Origin of the sequence: Achromobacter spanius (assembly GCF_003994415.1) — a bacterium.
Classification (GTDB): Bacteria; Pseudomonadota; Gammaproteobacteria; order Burkholderiales; family Burkholderiaceae_B; genus Achromobacter; species Achromobacter spanius_C.
Genome location: NZ_CP034689.1, coordinates 2,793,885 through 2,814,896, shown reverse-complemented (window position 1 = coordinate 2,814,896; position 21,012 = coordinate 2,793,885). Strand labels below are relative to the sequence as shown.

Below are 21,012 nucleotides of genomic sequence, written 5' to 3'. Positions count from 1 at the left end.
TCAGCGCCCTTCCTGGCCCAGATCGGCCAACGGATGCGCCTGGCCCTCGGGCCAGGGCTCGTCGAAAAACTTCTGTACCCAGGCGTCGGTGGCCATGTCCATGACGGCGGGATTCCAGCGCGGATTCTTGTCCTTGTCGATCAGCAAGGCGCGGATGCCTTCGGCGAAATCGCCATGGGCGGTACACGCCAGCGCCGCGATGTACTCGGCACGGAACACGTCGTCCAGCGAGCGCAGGCGCGTGCGTTGCTGCAAGGCGAAAGCCAGGCGCACCGAACCCGGCGAACCGGCCAGCATGGTGGATGCCGCGCGCGCCAGCCAGGGGTCGTCGTGGTCTTTCAGCAGCGCCAGCTCTTCGTAGATCTCGTCCAGACGGTTGCCGTTGCACAGGTTGTTGATCAGGAAGGAATGCTGGCGAAGGTGGCCGGGGTCCAGCGGCGTCTGCGGCTCCAGCGCGGTCAACGCGCGGCGCAGCAGTCCGTCATTGATGGAACGCGGCGCCATGGCCTCTTCCGATGCGCCCGCCGTCAGCCCGGCCCAGGGCTGTTCTTCCAGCGACGCCAGCAACTTGGGCCAGTCCGCGTGGTTCAGGCGGAAATCCGCCAGGCCCGCGAAGAAGGCGTCCGCCGTATTCATCTGGGCGCCGGTCAGCGCCAGGAACAGGCCAATGCGGCCCGGCATGCGGTTCAACAGCCAACTGCCACCCACGTCCGGGAACAGGCCGATCGACACTTCCGGCATCGCCAGCCGCGAACTTTCGCTGACGACCCGGTGGCTGGCGCCCATCATCAGGCCGATGCCGCCGCCCATGACAATGCCATGGCCCCAGCACAGTACGGGCTTCGGATAGGTGTGGATCTGGTAGTCCAGGCGGTATTCGTGCTCGAAGAAGCGACGCGCGTAGGCATTGCTCCAGCCGCTCTTGCCGGCGTTTTCGGTCATGCTGCGATACAGGCCGTGCAGGTCGCCGCCCGCGCAAAACGCCTTTTCGCCCGCACCTTGCAACACCACCAGCGCCACGCCGGGATCGCGCGCCCATTCATCCAGGCGCGCCGCCAGCAAGTCCACCATTTCCAGCGACAGGCCGTTCAGCGTCTGCGGCGCGTTCAGCGTCGCAATCCCGAACCGCACACCGTTCGCGGCGCTTCTTTCTTCGAACAACACCGGGGCATTCATCTTATGTCGGCTCCTTTTTCCAACAATTGGCGGGCAATGATCACGCGCATGATCTCGTTGGTGCCCTCCAGAATCTGATGAACGCGAGTATCGCGCACCAAGCGCTCCAAGGGATAGTCCTTCAGGTAGCCGTAGCCGCCATGAATCTGTTGCGCGTCCAGGCAGATCTGAAAGCCCATGTCGGTGGCGAAGCGCTTGGCCATGGCGCAATAGGTGGCCGCGTCCGGCGCGCCGGCATCCAGCTTGCACGCGGCCAGGCGCACCATCTGACGCGCGGCGACCAGGTGGGTGGCCATGTCCGCCAGCTTGAATTGCAGGGCCTGAAATTCCGCCAGGCGGCGGTTGAACTGGCGGCGTTCGTCCATGTAGCGGCGCGCGGCATCCAGCGCGCCCTGGGCCGCGCCCACCGAGCAGGTGCCGATATTGATGCGGCCGCCATCCAGGCCTTTCATGGCGATCTTGAAGCCTTCGCCTTCCTGGCCCAGCAGGTTGCCGGCCGGCACGCGCACGTTCTCGAACGTGATGGGGCGCGTGGACTGGCTGTTCCAGCCCATTTTTTCTTCCTTGCGGCCGTAGCTGATGCCCGGGCTGTCGGCGGGCACCGCGAACGCGCTGATGCCGCTTGCCCCCTCGCCCCCCGTGCGCGCCATGACCACCAGCAGGTCGGTGTCGCCGCCGCCCGAAATAAAGGCCTTGGCGCCGTTCAGCACGTAATCGTCACCGTCGCGCTGCGCGCGCGTGGACAGCGACGCGGCGTCGGAACCCGCGCCGGGTTCGGTCAGGCAGTACGACGCCAGTTTCTGGCCGCTGGCCAGCAGCGGGCCCCAGGCCTCGCGCAAGGCGGGCTGCCCCCATTTGCCGACCATCCAGGTAGCCATGTTGTGGATGGTCAGGAAGGCCGTGGTCGACGGATCCACCGCGGCCATTTCCTCGAACACCAGCGTGGCGTCCAGGCGCGGCAGGCCCAGGCCGCCGATCTCTTCGCTGGCGTAGATGGCGCAGAAGCCCATCTCGCCGGCCCGGGCGAAGGCCTCGCGGGGAAAGATGCCCTCGGCGTCCCAGCGCGCGGCATGAGGGGCCAGTTCACCCTCGGCATAGTCGCGGGCGGCCTGCGCAAACGCGCGCTGCTCGTCGGTCAGTTCCAAGTCCACAGCCTGTCTCCTGATGGTGTCGGTGTTGTCTGTTGGCGTTGCGGGTCGTCTCGTAAACGCTCGCCAGCCGATTTTGGCATGACGTTAACGTAAACGTAAATATGAAACCGCGTTTATGTTACGCCGGATGCCTCGGCGGAATTTGTCTTATTAGTGACAATGTCGGCGCGGGCGAATGCCCCGGAAAAGCCGGAGGTGCCGCGCATGCCGGGCGATGTCCGGCACGCCGGCCGCGTTACAGCAGCCCGGCTGGCCGCACCCGGCCATTTTTGGCCGTCTTGGCGCGTCGGTGTTCGGCGCGGCGGCGGCGTGATTCCTTGGGGTCGAAGCTCAAGCCGCGATAGATCTCAACGCGGTCGCCCTCGGCCAGCCTGGATTGCGGCTCAGCGGCCTTGCCAAAGATACCCACGCCGCGCTCCCACGGCTGCACCACGGGAAACGCCTGCGCGAACCCGCTGGCCGCCAGGGCATCCGACACGGTGGCGCCCTCGGGCACGCGCAGTTCTCGCAACCACACATGGCCCGGCAAGGCATAGCAGACGCTGACGTTGATCAGCGCGGCCACGGAGGGCTCATTCGCCATATTTGGCCTGCGCCCGCTTGGTGAAGGAATCAATGAAGCTGGTGGCGATACGGTTGAAGACGGGTCCCACCACCATTTCCAGGGCACGATTTGAAAATGCGTACTCCATGGTGAACAGAACCTTGCAAGCGTCTTCCGCCAGGGGTTGGAATTCCCAGTGCCCGACCAGGCTGGAAAAGGGGCCATCCACCAGTTCCAGGTCGATCCGGTCGGGATAGACGTGGGTGTTGCGCGTGGTGAAGCGCTGCTTCATGCCCGCGAAACTGATCAGGATGGAGGCCTGCATGCCGTGTTCATCGCGGCTTTGCACCTCGGCCCCGCCGCACCACGGCATGAACTCGGGGTACTTCTCCACGTCGGCAACCAGGTCGAACATCTGGGCGGCGCTGTAGGGCACCAGGACGGATCGTTGTACTTTGTGCATCGACTATCGCAAATGGCTAGAATGGCAAGATTTTACCGGCACCGCGCACCATGAGCCTAATGTGGCGCTTTGCAGCAAGCAAATTGGCGTTATCAGCAAAAAGGCGTTATGAGCATTATCGACAACCGCAAGGCCTCGCACGACTATTTCATTGAAGACCGCTATGAAGCCGGCCTTGTCCTGCAAGGCTGGGAAGTCAAGGCGATCCGTGATGGCCGCGTGCAGCTAAAGGAAAGCTACGTCATCGTACGCGATGGCGAACTGTACCTGCTGGGCATGCACGTCAGCCCGCTGCCCACGGCGTCCACCCATATTCATCCCGATGCCATGCGCACGCGCAAGCTGCTGCTCAAGGCCGAGGAAATCAGCAAGCTGATCGGCAAGGTCGAGCAGCGCGGCTACACCTTGGTGCCGCTGAACCTGCACTACAAGAACGGGCGCATCAAGCTGGACTTCGCGCTGGGCCGTGGCAAGAAGCTGTTCGACAAGCGCGACACCGCGCGCGAAAAAGACTGGCAGCGTGAAAAAGAACGCATCATGAAGCACGACACGCGCGCCCCGCGCAAAGACAAAGACGATTGACCACGCACCCTTGATTCAGGCCGCGGCCGGCAAACGGTCGGCCGGCTCGCCCGGCCCGACGATGCGGTTGCGCCCCGCCTCTTTGGCCCTATAGAGCTTGCGGTCGGCGCGTTCAAAGAACACCTGAAGGTTTTCTCCGGGCACCCATTCCGCCACGCCCGCGCTGAACGTATCGGAAATGGTGCTGCCGCCATGCGAGCAAGGGGTGCGCCGCACGGAATCGAGCAGCCGGGCCGCCACGTCCATCACCGCATCGGCCCGCATGTCGGGAAACAACACACCAAATTCCTCGCCGCCCACGCGGCCGACATGGTCACCGGTGCGCAACGTGGCCGTGGCCAGCAAGCCGAAATGGCGCAGCACGGCGTCGCCCGCCACATGGCCATGCGTGTCGTTGATGCGCTTGAAATAATCGACATCCAGCAGCAGCAAGGTCAAGGGACGGCGCGTGCGCAGCGCCTGCGCGCAATAGCGTTCGGCCTGCAGCCACCACGCCTTGCGCGACATCAGCCCTGTCAGGAAATCCGTGTTCGCCTCTTGCTCGCGGTCAGCCAGCATGCGGTCGTGGATGATCATGATGGTGCCCAGCGTCAGGCACGGCATGATCAGCACGCCCAGGGTCAGGAAGGCGATGTTCCAGGCGCTGGGCTCCAGCAAGGGCAAGGGCAGCGCCAGGTCCAGCAGATAGACGGCGGCCCGCAACGCGCAGAGCGCCGCGGAAATGGCCGACACCGCCCACACAAAGCGATAGCTATAGCGGGAACGGTGCGTGGGCATGTTGCGCTGAACCGTGACCGCCACCGCCAGCAGAAAGCCCATTTGCAACAGCGACATCACTACGATGCGCGGCCCCACCCGCCAATCCACATAGGTATAGGCCAGCAGCACCACCAGCGCCAGCAGGCAAGCCAGCGTCATCAGGTGCTTGGGCACGCTCAAGCCCAACAGCCGCCGCAGGCCCGAATAGTACGAGAACAGCGCAAGCCCGATCGCCGCGTTCGGCACCACCACCGACAACCACCAGGGCGCCGAGGTGTTCTGCAGCGCAAACGTAAAAAACGCCAACAGCGTGAGCAAGTTGGCGCGTATGGTTTCGCGGATGCCGGCCATGCCGCTGCGAGCCAGCGACCCCAGCACGCAGAGCGATAGCACCCCCGCCAGTGCTGCTATCAAAAGCAAATTAACGGGAGCGATCATGGGTGGCGCGCCGCGAAGCGCGGGGTCAGGTGTTGCGCGTGGCTTTCACGATGGTCATGGCCGAGGCGATCATGCCGCCCACGTCCGACATATTGGCCGGCAGGATCAGCGTGTTGCCTTCCTTGGCCACATTGGCGAACGCTTCCACGTAGCGCTCGGCCACCTTCAGGTTGACGGCTTCCATGCCGCCCGGCTGACGCACCGCGTCGGCCACCTGCGTAATGGCCTTGGCGGTGGCTTCGGCAATGGCCAGTACCGCGGCGGCCTCACCTTGCGCCTGGTTGATCTGCGCCTGTTTTTCGCCTTCCGAACGGGCGATGGCGGCTTCGCGTTCGCCAGTGGCGATGTTGATCTGTTCCTGGCGGCGGCCTTCCGAGGCCGCGATCAGCGCGCGCTTTTCACGCTCGGCGGTAATCTGCGCCTGCATCGAACGCAGGATCTCGTTGGGCGGCGTCAAGTCCTTGATCTCGTAACGCAGCACCTTCACGCCCCAATTCAGCGCGGCCTCGTCCAGCGACGACACGATGTTGCTGTTGATCGAATCGCGTTCTTCAAAGGTGCGGTCCAGTTCCATCTTGCCGATGACCGAACGCAGCGTGGTTTGTGACAACTGCGTGATGGCGGAAATGTAGTTCGACGAACCGTACGACGCGCGCATCGGGTCGGTCACCTGGAAGTACAGCACGCCATCCACCTGCAGTTGCGTGTTGTCGCGCGTGATGCAAACCTGGCTGGGCACGTCCAGCGGGATTTCCTTCAGCGAATGCTTGTAGGCCACGCGCTCGATAAACGGAATGACAAAGCCCGCGCCAGGCGACAGCACGCGGTCGAACTTACCCAGGCGTTCGACCACCCAGGCATGCTGTTGCGGCACGATGGCAATCGACTTGATGACGATCAGGACCGCCAGCGCGACAACAACGAGCAGGACGATAGTGGATGTATCGATCATGATTTGGAACCTCTCCTGGAGTAAATGCGTTGGCGCTCTGGCCAGAAGCCAAGAGCGCCTTGCGGACCGCGCGTGGCGCGGTCCGGTTCTACCTAGCCGTACCCGGCGCGCCCAGGGGCGTCAGCACCAGGGTCGAACCGCGCAGTTCGGTAATGATGTATTCGCCAGCGGCGGGTGCTTGCCCCGGCGCCAGTTCGGCCTGCCAATGGGCGCCGCGATACCAGACGCGGGTGGTGCCGTGTTCGGACCACGAATCCACGGAAACCGTCTGGCCGATGTCCAGATTCACATCGGCGTTACGCGCGGAATTGACTTCGCGCTTTTTCAAGACGCGTGTCTTGCGCAACACCAGCAAGCCCAGCAGCAACACCACGCCGCACGCCACCAATTGCCATTCCAGGCCACTGCCAAACCAGGCGGCGGCCCCTGCCGCCGCGAGCCCCAAGGCCACCAGCAGCAGATAGAAAGTACCCGTCGCCAATTCCCCGATAAGGGCCAGCGCGGCCAATCCCAGCCAGATCCACATAGTTGTAATGCCGCCCGAAAGGATGAGTCGTGTGCGGATTGTACGTATTTCCGGGACGCAACGGGTAAGGCGGCCACATCAAGAACATTTGCGCTGGATTATGATGTGCCCTGGCGCGCCGATCCCACCCGGATTGCCCGTGTCGGCCTATTCCAAGCACACCTATCCATGACCGCTGCAATATCCCCTGCCCTGCCCGTCTTGATCCTGCACACCGGCGATCCGGAAGACATGCTTAAAAGCCAGTTCGGCGGCTATGCCGAACAATTGAAAGAAGCCGCTGGCCTGGCCGCCGACGCCGTCGAGATTGTCTCGGTGCATGAAGGCCAGCGCCCCCAGCCCCCCGCCCACTACCGCGCTGCGCTGATCACGGGTTCGCCCGCCATGGTCACGGACAAGGAACCCTGGAGCGAAGACACCGCCGCCTGGTTGCGCGAAGCGGCAGCGGCAGAACTCCCCATGTTCGGCGTGTGCTACGGCCACCAGTTGCTGGCGTATGCGTTGGGCGGCAAGGTGGGCTATAACCCGGCGGGCCGCGAAGTCGGCACGCAAACCGTCGAACTGCTGCCGCCAGCCTCCGGCGACAAGCTGCTGGCTGGCCTGCCCCGCACCTTTCCCGCGCAGATGCTGCATGCCCAGACCGTGCTGCAACCGCCGCCCGGCTCGGCCGTGCTGGCGCGTTCGGACCTGGACGAGCACCAGATGATCCGCATCGGCCGCAACGTCTTTTCCACCCAGTTCCATCCCGAATTCGGCCCTGATTTTGTTCGGGCCCATCTGGACCGCTACAGCCGCCGTTACGCCGCCGAAAACCTCGACATGCCCGACTTGACGGCCAACGTGCGCGCCACCCCCGTGGCGGGCGAGCTGCTGCGCCGCTTCCTGGACGCCTACGCGCCCGCCTGAGCGGCCGCGCGCAACATCCGGAGTGCGGGGCTGGACGGCGCCTGAGACCATGAACCTAAAGCGCAATCCATTACGCGCATGTCAGGAGTCATCGATGAGCCCCGCCGCAGCCCCCTCGAGCACACAGCAATCCGCCGCCGCCTCGTTAAGCAAGCAACACGCCAGCGTGGTCGAACGCGCCTGCCGCGCCCTTGAGGCGGAGCAGCCGCCCGACCTGACCACGCTGGCCGAACAAGCCGGCATGAGCCGCTTTCACTTTCACCGCGTGTTCAAGGCGGCCACGGGTGTTACGCCCAAGGCCTACGCCAACGCGCTGCGCGCTGCCCGGGCGCGCCAGCAACTTGAAAGCAGCGCCAGCGTCACCGACGCCATGTACGACGCGGGCTTCAACTCCAGCGGCCGGTTCTACGAAGCCGCCCCCGCCATTCTGGGCATGACCCCCACCGCCTTTCGCAAGAACGGCGCCGGCATCGACATCCGCTTCGCCGTGGCGCAATGTTCGCTGGGCGCGCTGCTGGTGGCGGCCACCGGCACGGGCATCTGCGACATATCGCTGGACGCCGACCCCGAACAATTGGTTCGTAACCTGCAAGACCGCTTCAAGGCCGCCCGCCTGATCGGCGCGGACGCTGAGTTCGAAACCTGGGTGGCCGCCGTGGTGAGCTTCGTCGAAGACCCGTCGCGCGGGCTGGACCTGCCATTGGACGTGCGCGGCACCGCCTTTCAGCACCGTGTGTGGGAAGCGTTGCGGGACATTCCCGTGGGCACTACGGCCACGTACACGCAGGTGGCCGAACGCATCGGTGCGCCCCGCGCCGTACGCGCGGTGGCGCGCGCTTGCGCCACCAACAGCATCGCGCTGGCCATTCCCTGCCACCGCGTGGTACGCACCGACGGGTCGATGGCGGGTTACCGCTGGGGCATCGACCGCAAGCGCGAATTGATCGCGCGTGAATTGAAAGCGGCCTAATACACGCCCGTTCTTCGCGCCCGTTCTTCGCGCCCACAAGCAAAAACCCCGCGTCCTGATCGGACGCGGGGTTTTTTGTTGGAACTGCCAGCCGCTTATTGCTTGGCCAGGCGCTGCCAGGTGTCGACAACGGTATCCGGGTTGAGCGACATCGACAGAATGCCCTCGTCCTTCAACCATTGCGCGAAGTCCGGGTGGTCGCTGGGGCCCTGGCCGCAGATACCCACGTACTTGTTGGCGGCCAGGCAAGCCTTGATCGCGCGGCGCAGCATGAACTTCACGGCTTCGTCGCGTTCGTCGAAGTCAGCGGCCAGGAGCTCCATGCCGGAATCGCGGTCCAGGCCCAGCGTGAGCTGGGTCATGTCGTTGGAACCGATCGAGAAACCGTCGAAGAATTGCAGGAATTCATCGGCCAGGATGGCGTTGGACGGCACTTCGCACATCATGATCAGCTTCAGGCCGTTTTCACCGCGAGCCAGACCGTGCTTGGCCAGCAGGTTCACAACCTTTTCGGCCTGACCCAGCGTGCGCACGAACGGCACCATGATTTCAACGTTGGTCAGGCCCATGTCGTCGCGAACCTTCTTCAGCGCTTCGCATTCCATGCGGAAGCACTCGGCGAAGTCCTCGGCGATGTAGCGCGATGCGCCACGGAAGCCCAGCATGGGGTTCTCTTCCTCGGGCTCGTAGCGCGAACCACCCACCAGCTTGCGGTATTCGTTGGACTTGAAGTCCGACATGCGCACGATGACCGGCTTGGGGTAGAACGCGGCGGCAATCGTCGCCACGCCTTCCGCCATCTTTTCAACGAAGAACGCGCGCGGGCTGGCGTGCCCACGGGCAGCCGATTCCACGGCCTTCTTCAGTTCGCCGTCCACATTCGGGTAGTCCAGGACTGCCTTCGGGTGGATGCCGATGTTGTTGTTGATGATGAATTCCAGGCGCGCCAGGCCGACGCCGCCGTTCGGGATCTGCGCGAAGTCGAAGGCCAGTTGCGGGTTGCCCACGTTCATCATGATCTTCAGATCGATGGCGGGCATTTCGCCACGGCGCACTTCTTCCACTTCGGTTTCGATCAGGCCGTCATAGATGCGGCCTTCGTCGCCTTCCGCGCAAGACACGGTCACGGCCTGACCTTCCTTCAGCAGGTCGGTGGCGTTACCGCAACCCACGACAGCCGGAATGCCCAGCTCGCGCGCGATGATCGCGGCGTGGCAGGTACGGCCGCCACGGTTCGTCACGATGGCCGCGGCACGCTTCATCACAGGTTCCCAGTTGGGATCCGTCATGTCGGTGACCAGCACGTCGCCCGGCTGGACCTTGTCCATGTCGGAGATGTCGCCCACCACGCGCACGGGGCCTGCGCCGATCTTCTGGCCGATTGCGCGGCCGGTGATCAGGACCTGGCCGGTGGCCTTCAGGCGGTAGCGTTGCTGCACATCGTTCACGCCTTGCTGCGACTTCACCGTTTCCGGGCGCGCTTGCAGGATGTAGATCTTGCCGTCGACACCATCACGGCCCCATTCGATGTCCATCGGGCGCTTGTAGTGCTGTTCGATGATGACCGCGTAGCGGGCCAGTTCATTGACCTCGTCGTCGGTCAGCGAATAGCGGTTGCGCTCGGACACGGGCACGTCAACGGTACGCACGGCGCGGCCTTCCGGACGCTCCGGGTCGAATTCCATCTTGATCAGCTTGGAGCCAATGCGGCGGCCAACGATGGGGAACTTGCCTTGCGCCAGCGTGGGCTTGAAGACGTAGAACTCGTCGGGGTTGACGGCGCCTTGCACCACGGTTTCGCCCAGGCCATAGGACGACGTGATGAACACGACGTCTTCAAAACCCGATTCGGTGTCGATGGTGAACATGACGCCGGCGCTGCCCTTGTCGGAACGCACCATGCGCTGGATGCCGGCCGACAAGGCCACATCGGCGTGGGCGTAACCCTTGTGCACGCGATAGGAAATGGCGCGGTCGTTGTACAGCGACGCGAACACGTGGCGGATCTTGTCCAGCACGTCGTCGATGCCCACGACGTTCAGGAAGGTTTCCTGCTGGCCGGCGAAGGACGCGTCGGGCAGATCTTCCGCCGTGGCGGACGAGCGCACGGCAAACGAGCCCTTGCCGTCAGCGTCGAGCTTGGCAAAGGCTGCACGGATTTGTGCTTCGAATTCAGCCGAGAACGGCGCTTCGACGATCCATTGGCGGATCTGCGCGCCGGCGTTGGCCAGTTCGCGCACGTCTTCGGGGTTCAGCGTGGTCAGGCGTTCAGCAATGCGCTGGTCCAGGCCCGAGGCTTTCAGGAAATCGCGGAAAGCGTCGGCGGTCGTGGCAAAGCCGCCCGGCACGCGGACGCCCGCGCCAGACAGCTGGCTGATCATTTCGCCTAGTGATGCGTTCTTGCCTCCTACCGAGTCCACGTCCGTCATGCGGAGCTGCTCGAACAAAACAACATACGACATTGAAGTCACCTTTTACAATGGAATGAAAGCGAGTTAGGTCAAAGCACGAATCGGCGGAAAATTCCGCTTTTTCAGACGCTGACCAAACTGGCCTTGGACCGCCCTTGGGGTGACTTATAGGGGCCTGATTGTACTCGGTGGAGTACCCTCGGCTATCTGACTGGTTGGAATTTTTTACACATGACATCTACCCCGATCGCACGCACGGTATACATCGTTTCCGACAGTACCGGCATCACCGCCGAGACCTTCAGCCAGTCGGTGCTGTCCCAGTTCGAAGAGGTGGAATTCAAGCCGATCCGGCTGCCTTTTGTCGACACACTGGAAAAGGCGGCCGAGGTCGCCATGCGCATCGACCGCAGCGCGCTTGAAGCCGGCGTGCCCCCCATCGTGTTCAGCACCCTGGTCAACCCCGAGATCCTGGCGCGTGTTCGCCAGGCGAACGGCATTTTCATGGACCTGTTCGGCACCTTCGTCAGCCATATCGAACAGGCGCTGGGCTTGAAGTCCAGCCATTCCATCGGCCGCTCGCACATGCAGGCCAATTCCGAGAAATACCGCACCCGGATCGACGCCATCAATTTCAGCCTGGCGCATGACGATGGCCAGTTCGTCAATCAACTGGACCAGGCCGACGTCATCCTGGTGGGCGTGTCGCGCTGCGGCAAGACGCCCACCAGCCTGTACCTGGCCATGCAGTACGCCATCAAGGCTGCCAACTTCCCGCTGACGCCTGATGACTTCGAGCGCGGCACCCTGCCCTCAACCATCGCTCCGCACCGCGGCAAGCTGTTCGGCCTGTCCATCCAGCCCGAACGCCTGGCCGAAGTGCGTAACGAACGCCGTCCCAACAGCCGCTATGCGCAGCTTGAGCAGTGCCGCTACGAAGTGGCCGAAGCCGAACGCATGATGCGCCGCGAGGGCATTTCGTGGCTGTCCAGCACCACCAAGTCAATCGAAGAGATCGCCACGACGGTGCTGCAGGAAGTGGGGCTGGATCGGGGTTGAGCGGGCTGAGCGGGTTGACCGCTCATTGCCTTACAGGCCTGGCACCCGTTCGGGGCTGGCAGCCCCCCAATAGCGCAGGCCGCGCATTTCGCTTTCCGCCAGTTCGGGCGGATCAACCAGGCGCATCGACAGATTGCCCACGGCCCCCGTGGCGCCATACACCTCGGCCATGACCCGGATATAGCGCGACTGGCCGGGGTCCAGCATGAAGCTCACGCCGTCGCCGGTCCAGTACAGGTTGGTGACGACGTAGCTGCCAGCAGGCCGGTCAACAAAGAAGAACGCGCCCGGCTTGTTACGCCCGACCACTTCACCATTGACGCGCATCTTCTGCTGCGCGGCTGCCAGATTGGCCGCCTGCGGCTGATAGAAATAGATGCGGCCATTTCCCTGCGCAATAGGCGGGATGCTGCCTTGCAGCGCTTCATACTTGCCTCCGGCGCAACCCGCCAGCACGGTGACGATGGCGGCTGCCGCCAAGCCTTTGAACCACGACTTCATTGACGCATCTCCACGGGCAAAGTCACAGGACGGGTAAGCGGCAGGTATGCGCTTTCGCCCGGCAAGTAAAAACCGAGCAGTCGGCCAGACGAGGCAACCAGATAGGCCTCGCCCTGGCGCCGGGTTTGAATCGTGAACAAGCCATCCTGGGCGCGGTAGACATCGCCCTGCGGCAAGGCGCCCACACGGCGCCACTGTGAGCCCGCCCGCAGCGTTACGCTGCTTTCGTTCGGCAACGCCGCGATGACCAGCCTGGAGAGTTGAATCGTATAGACGGGATCTGCCGCGGCCACGGGAACCATGCCGATCTTCTGCGTGCTGACCGACATGCATCCCGCCAGCGCGACGACGCAAGACGCCAGCAGCAGGCCCTGCGCGCGCCGCGCAAAGCGCACCTGAAATCTATGAAACAGCGATGACGCCATAGCCACCTCGGATTTGCAAAGCGCGAAGTATATGAGTACGACGGACTTTTACAAAACATGCCGCGTCGCGACAGAGTCCGGTACGGCGGTGCTGGATGGCGCGTATCAGCCGGGCGAAGCGGTCAAGGCCTGACGGCGTTGCTCGAACAGGCAAACCGCGGCCGCCGCGCCCACGTTCAAGGACTCGACCGCGTCCATGTCATGCGGGATGCAGACCTTGAGGCTGGCCGCGGCCAGCAGCGCCGGCGCCACGCCTTGGCCTTCATGCCCGAAAACCCACGCACACCGTTGGGGCAGGCTTCCTGAATACAGGTTTTGCGCGCCATCCAGGGCCGTGGCCACCAAGGGCACCCGCAACTGCGCAAGCAGATCGGTCAGGTCAACGTGCTCGTGGATGGACAGCGAAAAATGGGCGCCCTGCCCGCTGCGCAAGACTTTCGGCGACCAGGCGGCCGCCGTGCCGGTTGCCAGAAACACCCGCTTCACACCGGCTGCGGCACAGGTGCGCAGCAAGGTGCCAACGTTGCCGGGATCCTGGATCCGATCGAACAAAACGCAGTTCTCTTCCACGGTGACCGGCATGTCCAGAACGGGCGGCGTAACCAGGAACGCCACCCCCTGCCCGCTTTCCACGCTAGCCAAGGATTGCATCAGCCGCGCGTCCAGCGCCAGGCAGCGCGCGTCCGGCACGGCAGCCGCAAGCGCGGCGATGTCGGGCTGGGACAGGCGATCAACGTCGAAAATCGCTTGATCGGGCGCGCCATGGTGCTGCAACCAGGCTTGGCACAGGTGCACGCCATCAAGCAGGACGGGCGCACCGCGCTTGCCGGCCGTGCCGGCCAGCTTGGCCAGGGCCTTGACGGCTGGGTTCTCGCGGGAACTGATGTGCTTCATGTCGCCAGGCCGAATGCCTTGATGGGCGCAAAACTGCGCCGATGTTCGGCGCAGGGCCCATGTTCGCGCAGCATTTGCAGGTGCAGCGCGGTGCCGTAGCCCTTGTGCTGGTCGAAGGCATATTGCGGATACAAGCTGTGCAGGCGCAGCAGATCGGCGTCGCGCGCGGTCTTGGCCAGGATGGAAGCCGCCGAAATGGCGGGCACCAGGGCATCGCCCTTGATGACGGTCTGCACCGTGCAGCCCAGCTTGGGCGCCTGGTTGCCGTCCACCAGCGCAAGCTGCGCCGGTATGGACAGCCCCTGCACTGCCCGCTGCATCGCCAACATGGTGGCGCGCAGAATATTCAGGGTGTCGATCTCTTCTACGCTGGCGCTGGCCACGCACCAGGCCAAGGCGTATTCCTGGATTTCAAGCGCCAGGGCTTCGCGGGTGGCCGCCTTCAGCACCTTGGAATCCGCCAGCCCGGTGATGGGCCGCGCGGGGTTCAGGATCACCGCCGCCGCATAGACGGCGCCCGCCAACGGGCCACGGCCCGCCTCGTCAACGCCGGCAGTCACCATGGCGGGCTGCACCGGGGCCGCGAACAGGTCAGGCTGCTCCACCCGCCACCTCCAGGATCGCCTGGGCCGCCAGGGCTGGCGTGTCGCGCAGCAACTCCTGGTGCATGGCGGTAAAGCGGGCCTCGACGCGGGCAATCAACGCATCGTCAGTCAAGGACGCCCAACAAGCCTCCGCCAGCTTTTCAGGCGTGGCATCGTCTTGCAGCAATTCAGGCACGGCGAAGTCGCGCAGCAACACGTTGGGCAGCCCCACCCACGGCAGATACGGCCGTTGCTGCCCCGACTTCCACGTCATGATGCGGCGCATCCACGACGACAACACATAGGAAATCACCATGGGCCGCTTGTACAGCGCGGTTTCGAGCGTGGCCGTGCCGCTGGCCACCAGCACGGCGTTGGCCGCTTCCATGACGGACCATGCCACCGGGGCCTTGCGATCGCCACCGGCACCGTGCAGATCGTCAGCGGTAATGCAGCGCAGGCCGGGCACGGGGTGCTCGGCCAGAATTGCCTGGAATTCGGCGCGCCGCTGATCGTTGACCATGGGTACGACGCACTGCAAGGTGGGATCTTTCTTCAGCAGCAATTGCGCCGCTTGAAGAAAGCGCGGCGCCAGCAGGCGAATCTCGGACGAACGGCTGCCGGGCAGAATCGCCAGCACACGCGCAGTCGGGTCGATACCCAGGCTTGCGCGCGCGGCGGCGCGGTCCGGCTGCATCGGAATGGCGCCGGCAAGCGGGTGGCCCACATAGGTCACCGGAATGTTTTCCTTCCGGTAGATCTCTTCCTCGAACGGGAACAGCACCAGCATGTGCGACACCGACTCACGGATCTTGTGGATGCGTTCATAGCGCCACGCCCAGATGGACGGCCCCACGAAATGCACCGTGGGCGTACCGGCCAGGCGCAGTTGATGCTCGAGCCGCAAATTGAAGTCAGGCGCGTCGATGCCCACGAACACCTTGGGCGGCTCGGCCAGCCAGCGTCGTTTAACGTCGCGATAGGTGGAAAGCAAGCTGGGCAGACGCTTCAGTGCATCGACGTAGCCGAACACGGTCAGCGCATGCATGGGATGCCAGGTATCGAATTCGCGCGCCTGCATTTGCGGCCCGCCTATGCCTTCGCAGCGCACGCCAGCGTCGCGCGCTTGCAGACCGGCAATGATACGACCGGCCAGCAAGTCGCCCGAAGGCTCGCCGGCCACCATGCCGATCCGCGTGTTCATGGACGAATGATGCCGCGCGATGCGACGTCCAGAAAATCGAGCAGCGTTTGCAGGTGCTCGGCCGCTTCGGGAATTTCTTGTTGGCGCTTGTGCAATTCAGCGCGCGCCGCGTCCAGCTGCAAGCCACGGCGATAAATGATCTTGTAGGCTTCGCGCAGGGCCGAAATCATCACGGGCGTAAAGCCGCGGCGCTTCAAGCCTTCGACGTTGATGCCAACGGGGCGGCACGGATTGCCGGCCGCCAGCACGAAAGGCGGCGAGTCCTGCATGAGCGAACTGTTGCCGCCCGTCATCGTGTGCGCGCCCACACGCGCAAATTGATGCACACCGGTCAGGCCACCGATGATGGCCCAGTCGCCCACGTGCACGTGGCCGCCCAGTTGCACCGCGTTGGCCAGGATCGTGTGGTTACCCACGTGGCAATCATGGGCAACGTGCACATACGCCATGATCCAGTTATCGCTGCCCAGCGTGGTTTCGCCGCCATCCTGCACAGTACCCGTGTTCAGCGTGACAAATTCGCGCACGGTATTGCGGTCGCCAATCGTCAAGCGCGTTTTTTCGCCTGCATACTTCTTGTCTTGCGGCATGCCGCCGATCGAGCAGTAGCGATAAAAACGATTGTCGCGCCCGATGGTGGTCACGCCATCGACTATGCAATACGGACCGATCTCGGTGCCGGCGCCGATGGTGACGTCTGGTCCCACCACGGCAAACGGGCCGATCACGGCGCTCGGGTCGATCTTTGCCGCCGGATCAACGACAGCGGTAGGATGGATGTTTCCTGCCATTTACTCTTCCAGGCTGCGAATCGCGCACATCAGCTTGGCGGACGCGACTTCCTGTCCGTCAACCGTTGCACGCGCAGCGTACTTACAGATGCTGCGGCTCAGGCGTTCGGCTTCGACTTCAAGGCGCAGCTGATCGCCAGGCACCACAGGACGGCGGAAGCGCGCGCCATCGACGCCAACCAGGTAGTAGGCAGTCTTGGAGCTATCGCACTTCAGCCCGCCGTTTTCGTCAGTAAACGAGAACAGCGCCGAGGCCTGGGCCATGGCTTCCACGATGAGCACGCCCGGCATCACCGGATGATGGGGAAAGTGGCCATTGAAAAACGGTTCATTGATCGAGACATTCTTGATGGCGACGATAGATTTGCCGGGCACCATTTCGACGACGCGATCAATCAGCAGCATCGGATAACGATGCGGCAGCCTCTCCATGATCCCCTTGATGTCGAGTTCCATTTTTCTATGCTTTCCTGCGAGATGAAATTATTCTGGCGCGTGCACGCCGAGGCGGCAATCGCGCCCCTTAATCTTTTTCGAGCGTGCGCACGCGGCGGCGCAGTTGCGCCAACTGTTGTATCACGGCGGCGTTGCGCTGCCATTCACCATGCTCGGCATACGGGAACACGCCCGTATAGCGGCCTGGCTTGCTAATGCTGGACGTAACCGCCGTACCACCTGAAATGTGTACGTCGTCGCCCAAGGTCAAATGGCCGGACAGCATCGCGGCGCCGCCGATGGTGCAGCGTTCGCCGATGGTCGTGGACCCTGCGATGCCGACGCATGCCGCGACCGCCGTATGCGCGCCGATGCGCACGTTATGCGCCACCATGATCTGGTTGTCCAGCTTGACGCCGTCGGACACCACGGTGTCGTCCAGGGCTCCCCGGTCGATGGTGGTATTGGCCCCGATTTCGACATCGTTGCCCACCGACACGCCACCCAGTTGGGGAATCTTGCCCCACGCGCCCTGCCCTAGCGTAGGGTCCGGCGCAAAGCCGAAACCGTCCGCGCCCAGCACGACGCCGCTGTGGATGATGGCCCGTTCGCCCACTTTCACGCCCTCGTAAAGGGTGACGTGTGCGTGCAGGCGGCTGCCCGCACCGATGGACGAGCCCACTCCCACCACGCAGCCCGGCCCAAGAATCGTGTCGCGGCCGATGCGCGCACCGGCCTCCACCACGCAATTAGGGCCAACGCGCACGCCCTCTTCAAGGACGGCATCAGGCGCGATGACAGCGGAAGGATGCGTGGAACCCGGCAGCGCCGGCCGACGCGCGGCGTCGAACCATTGCGCCACACGGGCGTAAAGCAGATAGGGATGCTTGCAAACGACCAGCGCAAAAGGCGGCCGCTCGGCGCCATCGGCTTCCAGCGTCTCGGCCACATCGGCCGAGACGATGACCGCTCCGGCCTGGGTGGACCCAAGTTGGCTCTGATAGCGGGGGTTGGCCAGGAAGGTAATTTCCCGGCTACTCGCCGAAGACAACGTACCGATGCCGCAAACCCTTAAAGGTTGCGCCCCGGGAGGCGCGCTGACGCGCCAGTCCATACCCTGGGTATTGGCGGCGCTCAACAGTGCTTCAAGGGTGGGCGCGCGAGCAAGATCCAGTAAAACCGGCATGGTGCGACGGGTACTGCTTACTTGCCCAGGCTCTGAATCACCTTGTCGGTGATGTCGATGCGCGGGTTGACCGTCACGGCGTCCTGGATGATCAGGTCGTAGTTTTCTTGCTCGGCGATACGCTTGATGGCCTCATTGGCCTTCGTCACGATGCCCGAGAATTCTTCATTGCGGCGGCGATTGAAGTCTTCTTGGAATTCGCGACGCTTGCGTTGCAGGTCGGTATCCAGATTGGACAGCTCGCGCTGGCGCTTGACGCGATCCGACTCCGACAGCACGGGGGCGTCCTTGTCGAACTTCTCGGCTTGCGAACGCAGGCTGTTGTTCAGGCGCTGGAGTTCGTCGTCGCGCTTCTTGAATTCGGCTTCGATCTTGCTTTGCGCCGTCTTGGCCGGACCCGATTCACGCAGAATCCGTTCAGTGTTGACGAAGCCGATCTTGGTATTTTGAGCCTGCGCGGGAATCGCAGCAGCCGAACCGAGAATGAGCGCACCCACCAGGGCAATGGAGCCGCCCAGCTTGCCACGGCGCTTGGCGCGCGGCGTATTCGATGATTTAAGTGCGAAATCAGACATCATGAAAATCTCACCTTCCGTAAGGCAAAGCCAAAGTGTGTATTGTGCCACTAAACAGCAAGGGAGCCGGCCCACGGGACCCCTCCCTTGTTTTCAAGCGTAACGGCGCGCTTAGAATCCGGTCCCGATCTGGAACTGGAAGCTTTGCTTGTCGTCGCCTTGCTTGGAGTTGAGCGGACGAGCGTAAGACAACTGCAACGGCCCCATCGGCGACTGCCACGACAGGCCGATACCGGCCGAGAAACGCCAGCCGCAAGGATCTTCGACCTCGGTGTTGTCGCGGCCGCGGGTGCAGCTCAGACCACTGCCGGCGGCAACCTGGCCCGCATCGCTGAAGATGAACCAGCGCAGCGTGCGGTCCTTGGTGGCGCCCGGGAACGGCAGATACAACTGGGCGTTGGCGACGATACGGCGCGTGCCGCCCAGATAATCGCCCGTGAGCGTATCGCGCGGACCCAGCGACGAGCCTTCGTAGCCGCGCACGGTACCGATACCGCCGGCATAGACGTTCTTGATGACCGGGTAGTCCTTGCTGCCGTAGCTGCGGCCCCAATCCACCATGCCGTTCAAGGCCAAGGTATAGGAACCGCCCAAGGGCAGGAAATACTGCTGCTGACCCGTCAGCATGGTGTATTGCAGGTCCACCGTGGACACGTCGGCCTTCAGACGCGTGTACGAACCACTGGTGGGCGCCAAGGCGCTGTCACGGGTGTCCTTGGACCAGCCGGTGCTGAAGATGACCGAGTTGGTCGAATCGCCGTACTGCCCCACAAAGTCCCTGTAGGCCTGCGGCGAGTTCGTGAACAGATCGATCTGGTTGTGCTCGAAGTTCGCGCCCAGGAAGATCCGGTCGTACTCGGAAATCGGAACACCGAAGTTCATACCCAGGCCGATGGCCTTGACGCGGTAATCACCGTCGTTGTTGTTCCAGGGCTCGGTCACACGGTAGTACGCGGACGTGGTGCGGCTGATGCCGTCCTTGGTCCAGTACGGGTCCGTGTGCGACAGCACGATCGCGCGGTTGGTCTTGCTGGTATTCAATTGCAGCGTCAGGTTGGTGCCGCTGCCGAATACGTTGTCTTCGCTGATACCGGCCGACAGAATCGCCTTTTCAGACGAGCCGTAGCCCACGCCCAGGTTGATCATGCCGGTGGGCTTTTCTTTCACGTCGACGTTCACGTCGACCTGGTCGGGCGAGCCCGGAACCGGATCCGTCTTGACGTTGACGTCGCTGAAATAGCCCAGGCGGTCGACGCGGTCGCGGGACGTCTTGATGTCCTTGGCGTCGTACCAGGCAGCTTCCTGCTGGCGCATTTCGCGGCGCACGACTTCGTCGCGCGTACGGGTGTTGCCCCCGATCTGGATACGGCGCACGTAAACGCGGCGGCTCGGATCGACGTAGAACGTCAGGTCGGCTTCGTGCTTGGCGCGGTCCAGTTGCGGGTTCGGGTTGACGTTGGCGAAGGCGTAGCCCAGTTCACCCAGGTAATCGGTAATGGCCTTGGCGGAATTGTTGGCCTTGGCGGCCGAGAAGGTCTCGTCCGGCTTGACCTGCACCAGTGCGTTGATTTCCTTGTCCAGGCCCAGCAGATTGCCGGCCAGCTTCACGCTGCGCACCTTGTAGGGTTCGCCTTCGTGGACGGTGATCGTGATGCGGATATCTTTGCGGTCGGGCGAAATCGTGACCTGCGGAGGCTCGACGGAAAACTCCAGGTAACCCTGGTCCAGGTAGAACGAGCGCAGGGTTTCCAGGTCGCCTTCGAGCTTTTCGCGGGAATACTTGTCGGTATCCGTATACCAGGTCAGCCAGCCCGGGGTGGTCAGCTTGAATTCGTCGAGCAGGTCGCTTTCCGAGAAAGCCTTGTTGCCCACGAAGCGGATTTCCTGGATTCGAGCGACATCACCTTCAAACACGTCAAAGCTCACGCCGACGCGGTTGCGCGGCAGCGGCGTCACGGTGGACGTCACTTCGACGCCGTACTTGCCCTTGGACAGGTATTGCTGCTTCAGTTCGTATTCCGCGCGTTCGAGCATGGATCGGTCGAAAATGCGACCTTCGGCGAAACCGACCTGCTGCAGCGACGTGGTGATCGCCTTGGAATCGAATTCGCGCATGCCGTTGAAATTAACGGAGGCGATCGTCGGCCGTTCCTGCACCACGACGACAACAACGTTGTTGTCCGTCTGGATCTGCACGTCGGTGAAAAAACCCGTGCCATACAGGCGGCGGATGGCCTCGGTCGCTTCTTCTTCGGTGAATTTCTCGCCCACCTTCACGGGGAGATAACCGAAAACGGTACCGGCGTCAGTCCGTTGAATACCTTCTACGCGGATATCCCGCACGACAAAAGGGTCGAAGGCTTGGGCCATGGCCGGCAGCATTAATGCGGCGATCAGACCCGGCAGTACACCCTTTTTGTGATGAAACATCCGGCGAAAAGACATCCTTGACTATCCTCGGTCGTGCAAATGGCGGGGGA

22 protein-coding genes are annotated in these 21,012 nt (G+C 63.3%); 4 read left to right on the top strand and 18 right to left on the bottom strand.

Annotation, left to right across the window (positions count from 1 at the left end):
- The 4 genes from ELS24_RS13010 to ELS24_RS12995 form a co-directional block, all read right to left on the bottom strand.
- Positions 1-1,176, bottom strand: a complete 1,176-nt coding sequence (locus ELS24_RS13010; protein WP_050446535.1) for an enoyl-CoA hydratase/isomerase family protein — start codon at positions 1,174-1,176, stop codon at positions 1-3.
- Positions 1,173-2,327 (bottom strand): acyl-CoA dehydrogenase family protein, encoded by a 1,155-nt coding sequence (locus tag ELS24_RS13005; protein ID WP_050446536.1) that lies wholly within the window; start codon positions 2,325-2,327, stop codon positions 1,173-1,175. The genes ELS24_RS13010 and ELS24_RS13005 overlap by 4 nt, the downstream gene beginning before the upstream one ends.
- 235 nt (positions 2,328-2,562) lie before the next feature.
- The gene (locus ELS24_RS13000; protein WP_127184338.1) at positions 2,563-2,910 is read right to left on the bottom strand and encodes an RnfH family protein; all 348 of its coding nucleotides are present in this window, start codon (positions 2,908-2,910) and stop codon (positions 2,563-2,565) included.
- The gene (locus tag ELS24_RS12995) at positions 2,900-3,334 is read right to left on the bottom strand and encodes a type II toxin-antitoxin system RatA family toxin (RefSeq protein ID WP_006219125.1); all 435 of its coding nucleotides are present in this window, start codon (positions 3,332-3,334) and stop codon (positions 2,900-2,902) included. The genes ELS24_RS13000 and ELS24_RS12995 overlap by 11 nt, the downstream gene beginning before the upstream one ends.
- A 108-nt stretch (positions 3,335-3,442) precedes the next feature.
- Here ELS24_RS12995 and smpB point away from each other — a divergent pair, with 108 nt between their 5' ends.
- Positions 3,443-3,916: an SsrA-binding protein SmpB gene (gene smpB, locus ELS24_RS12990; protein ID WP_006219123.1), complete on the top strand. Its 474-nt coding sequence runs from the start codon at positions 3,443-3,445 to the stop codon at positions 3,914-3,916.
- Between the two features lie 15 nt (positions 3,917-3,931).
- On the opposite strand, the gene ELS24_RS12985 is transcribed toward smpB, so the two are convergent.
- The 3 genes from ELS24_RS12985 to ELS24_RS12975 form a co-directional block, all read right to left on the bottom strand.
- Complete coding sequence (locus tag ELS24_RS12985) at positions 3,932-5,113, bottom strand: GGDEF domain-containing protein (RefSeq protein WP_127184337.1); 1,182 nt, start codon at positions 5,111-5,113, stop codon at positions 3,932-3,934.
- Positions 5,114-5,138: 25 nt separating this feature from the next.
- On the bottom strand, positions 5,139-6,065 hold the full coding sequence (locus ELS24_RS12980) for an SPFH domain-containing protein (protein WP_050446539.1): 927 nt from the start codon (positions 6,063-6,065) through the stop codon (positions 5,139-5,141).
- Between the two features lie 88 nt (positions 6,066-6,153).
- Entirely contained in the window at positions 6,154-6,591 is a 438-nt protein-coding gene (locus ELS24_RS12975) for an NfeD family protein (RefSeq protein WP_050446540.1), read from the bottom strand.
- A gap of 168 nt (positions 6,592-6,759) precedes the next feature.
- Here ELS24_RS12975 and ELS24_RS12970 point away from each other — a divergent pair, with 168 nt between their 5' ends.
- Both ELS24_RS12970 and ELS24_RS12965 read left to right on the top strand, forming a co-directional pair.
- A complete protein-coding gene (locus ELS24_RS12970; RefSeq protein WP_127184336.1) occupies positions 6,760-7,497 on the top strand; it encodes a glutamine amidotransferase in 738 nt (245 codons plus the stop codon).
- Positions 7,498-7,591: 94 nt separating this feature from the next.
- Positions 7,592-8,467 carry a bifunctional transcriptional activator/DNA repair enzyme AdaA gene (locus ELS24_RS12965; protein ID WP_127184335.1) on the top strand — a complete coding sequence of 292 codons (876 nt, stop codon included), beginning with the start codon at positions 7,592-7,594 and terminating at the stop codon, positions 8,465-8,467.
- 95 nt (positions 8,468-8,562) lie between these two features.
- Here ELS24_RS12965 and ppsA read toward each other — a convergent pair whose 3' ends face one another.
- Complete coding sequence (ppsA, locus tag ELS24_RS12960) at positions 8,563-10,929, bottom strand: phosphoenolpyruvate synthase (RefSeq protein WP_050446543.1); 2,367 nt, start codon at positions 10,927-10,929, stop codon at positions 8,563-8,565.
- 180 nt (positions 10,930-11,109) lie between these two features.
- Here ppsA and ppsR point away from each other — a divergent pair, with 180 nt between their 5' ends.
- The gene (ppsR, locus tag ELS24_RS12955; RefSeq protein WP_050446544.1) at positions 11,110-11,937 is read left to right on the top strand and encodes a posphoenolpyruvate synthetase regulatory kinase/phosphorylase PpsR; all 828 of its coding nucleotides are present in this window, start codon (positions 11,110-11,112) and stop codon (positions 11,935-11,937) included.
- Between the two features lie 30 nt (positions 11,938-11,967).
- On the opposite strand, the gene ELS24_RS12950 is transcribed toward ppsR, so the two are convergent.
- The 10 genes from ELS24_RS12950 to bamA all read right to left on the bottom strand — a co-directional run bounded on the left by ELS24_RS12950 (position 11,968) and on the right by bamA (position 20,977).
- The gene (locus ELS24_RS12950) at positions 11,968-12,438 is read right to left on the bottom strand and encodes a DUF2846 domain-containing protein (protein WP_127184334.1); all 471 of its coding nucleotides are present in this window, start codon (positions 12,436-12,438) and stop codon (positions 11,968-11,970) included.
- A complete protein-coding gene (locus ELS24_RS12945) occupies positions 12,435-12,863 on the bottom strand; it encodes a hypothetical protein (protein ID WP_050446546.1) in 429 nt (142 codons plus the stop codon). The genes ELS24_RS12950 and ELS24_RS12945 overlap by 4 nt, the downstream gene beginning before the upstream one ends.
- Before the next feature lie 105 nt (positions 12,864-12,968).
- Positions 12,969-13,757 carry a TrmH family RNA methyltransferase gene (locus tag ELS24_RS12940; protein WP_127184333.1) on the bottom strand — a complete coding sequence of 263 codons (789 nt, stop codon included), beginning with the start codon at positions 13,755-13,757 and terminating at the stop codon, positions 12,969-12,971.
- A complete protein-coding gene (rnhB, locus tag ELS24_RS12935; RefSeq protein ID WP_050446548.1) occupies positions 13,754-14,362 on the bottom strand; it encodes a ribonuclease HII in 609 nt (202 codons plus the stop codon). Before rnhB ends, ELS24_RS12940 begins: the two co-directional genes overlap by 4 nt.
- Positions 14,349-15,545, bottom strand: a complete 1,197-nt coding sequence (lpxB, locus tag ELS24_RS12930) for a lipid-A-disaccharide synthase (protein ID WP_127184332.1) — start codon at positions 15,543-15,545, stop codon at positions 14,349-14,351. Before lpxB ends, rnhB begins: the two co-directional genes overlap by 14 nt.
- On the bottom strand, positions 15,542-16,336 hold the full coding sequence (lpxA, locus tag ELS24_RS12925) for an acyl-ACP--UDP-N-acetylglucosamine O-acyltransferase (RefSeq protein WP_050446550.1): 795 nt from the start codon (positions 16,334-16,336) through the stop codon (positions 15,542-15,544). The genes lpxB and lpxA overlap by 4 nt, the downstream gene beginning before the upstream one ends.
- Positions 16,337-16,792: a 3-hydroxyacyl-ACP dehydratase FabZ gene (gene fabZ, locus ELS24_RS12920; protein WP_050446551.1), complete on the bottom strand. Its 456-nt coding sequence runs from the start codon at positions 16,790-16,792 to the stop codon at positions 16,337-16,339. It lies immediately after the preceding gene.
- Positions 16,793-16,859: 67 nt separating this feature from the next.
- Positions 16,860-17,957, bottom strand: coding sequence for a UDP-3-O-(3-hydroxymyristoyl)glucosamine N-acyltransferase (gene lpxD / locus ELS24_RS12915; protein ID WP_050446552.1), 1,098 nt, complete (start codon positions 17,955-17,957; stop codon positions 16,860-16,862).
- 17 nt (positions 17,958-17,974) lie between these two features.
- Positions 17,975-18,535, bottom strand: coding sequence for an OmpH family outer membrane protein (locus ELS24_RS12910; protein ID WP_006219105.1), 561 nt, complete (start codon positions 18,533-18,535; stop codon positions 17,975-17,977).
- A 108-nt stretch (positions 18,536-18,643) separates the two neighbouring features.
- Positions 18,644-20,977 (bottom strand): outer membrane protein assembly factor BamA, encoded by a 2,334-nt coding sequence (gene bamA, locus ELS24_RS12905; RefSeq protein WP_127184331.1) that lies wholly within the window; start codon positions 20,975-20,977, stop codon positions 18,644-18,646.
- Between the last annotated feature and the right edge of the window lie 35 nt (positions 20,978-21,012).

What these genes read in the sequence shown, in the direction of transcription:
- ELS24_RS13010 (WP_050446535.1), bottom strand. Translation starts at nt 1,176, where the DNA reads ATGAATGCCCCGGTGTTGTTCGAAGAAAGAAGCGCCGCGAACGGTGTG.
- ELS24_RS13000 (WP_127184338.1), bottom strand. Translation starts at nt 2,910, where the DNA reads ATGGCGAATGAGCCCTCCGTGGCCGCGCTGATCAACGTCAGCGTCTGC.
- ELS24_RS12995 (WP_006219125.1), bottom strand. Translation starts at nt 3,334, where the DNA reads ATGCACAAAGTACAACGATCCGTCCTGGTGCCCTACAGCGCCGCCCAG.
- smpB (WP_006219123.1), top strand. Translation starts at nt 3,443, where the DNA reads ATGAGCATTATCGACAACCGCAAGGCCTCGCACGACTATTTCATTGAA.
- ELS24_RS12985 (WP_127184337.1), bottom strand. Translation starts at nt 5,113, where the DNA reads ATGATCGCTCCCGTTAATTTGCTTTTGATAGCAGCACTGGCGGGGGTG.
- ELS24_RS12980 (WP_050446539.1), bottom strand. Translation starts at nt 6,065, where the DNA reads ATGATCGATACATCCACTATCGTCCTGCTCGTTGTTGTCGCGCTGGCG.
- ELS24_RS12975 (WP_050446540.1), bottom strand. Translation starts at nt 6,591, where the DNA reads ATGTGGATCTGGCTGGGATTGGCCGCGCTGGCCCTTATCGGGGAATTG.
- ELS24_RS12970 (WP_127184336.1), top strand. Translation starts at nt 6,760, where the DNA reads ATGACCGCTGCAATATCCCCTGCCCTGCCCGTCTTGATCCTGCACACC.
- ELS24_RS12965 (WP_127184335.1), top strand. Translation starts at nt 7,592, where the DNA reads ATGAGCCCCGCCGCAGCCCCCTCGAGCACACAGCAATCCGCCGCCGCC.
- ppsA (WP_050446543.1), bottom strand. Translation starts at nt 10,929, where the DNA reads ATGTCGTATGTTGTTTTGTTCGAGCAGCTCCGCATGACGGACGTGGAC.
- ppsR (WP_050446544.1), top strand. Translation starts at nt 11,110, where the DNA reads ATGACATCTACCCCGATCGCACGCACGGTATACATCGTTTCCGACAGT.
- ELS24_RS12950 (WP_127184334.1), bottom strand. Translation starts at nt 12,438, where the DNA reads ATGAAGTCGTGGTTCAAAGGCTTGGCGGCAGCCGCCATCGTCACCGTG.
- ELS24_RS12945 (WP_050446546.1), bottom strand. Translation starts at nt 12,863, where the DNA reads ATGGCGTCATCGCTGTTTCATAGATTTCAGGTGCGCTTTGCGCGGCGC.
- ELS24_RS12940 (WP_127184333.1), bottom strand. Translation starts at nt 13,757, where the DNA reads ATGAAGCACATCAGTTCCCGCGAGAACCCAGCCGTCAAGGCCCTGGCC.
- lpxB (WP_127184332.1), bottom strand. Translation starts at nt 15,545, where the DNA reads ATGAACACGCGGATCGGCATGGTGGCCGGCGAGCCTTCGGGCGACTTG.
- lpxA (WP_050446550.1), bottom strand. Translation starts at nt 16,336, where the DNA reads ATGGCAGGAAACATCCATCCTACCGCTGTCGTTGATCCGGCGGCAAAG.
- fabZ (WP_050446551.1), bottom strand. Translation starts at nt 16,792, where the DNA reads ATGGAACTCGACATCAAGGGGATCATGGAGAGGCTGCCGCATCGTTAT.
- lpxD (WP_050446552.1), bottom strand. Translation starts at nt 17,957, where the DNA reads ATGCCGGTTTTACTGGATCTTGCTCGCGCGCCCACCCTTGAAGCACTG.
- ELS24_RS12910 (WP_006219105.1), bottom strand. Translation starts at nt 18,535, where the DNA reads ATGATGTCTGATTTCGCACTTAAATCATCGAATACGCCGCGCGCCAAG.
- bamA (WP_127184331.1), bottom strand. Translation starts at nt 20,977, where the DNA reads ATGTCTTTTCGCCGGATGTTTCATCACAAAAAGGGTGTACTGCCGGGT.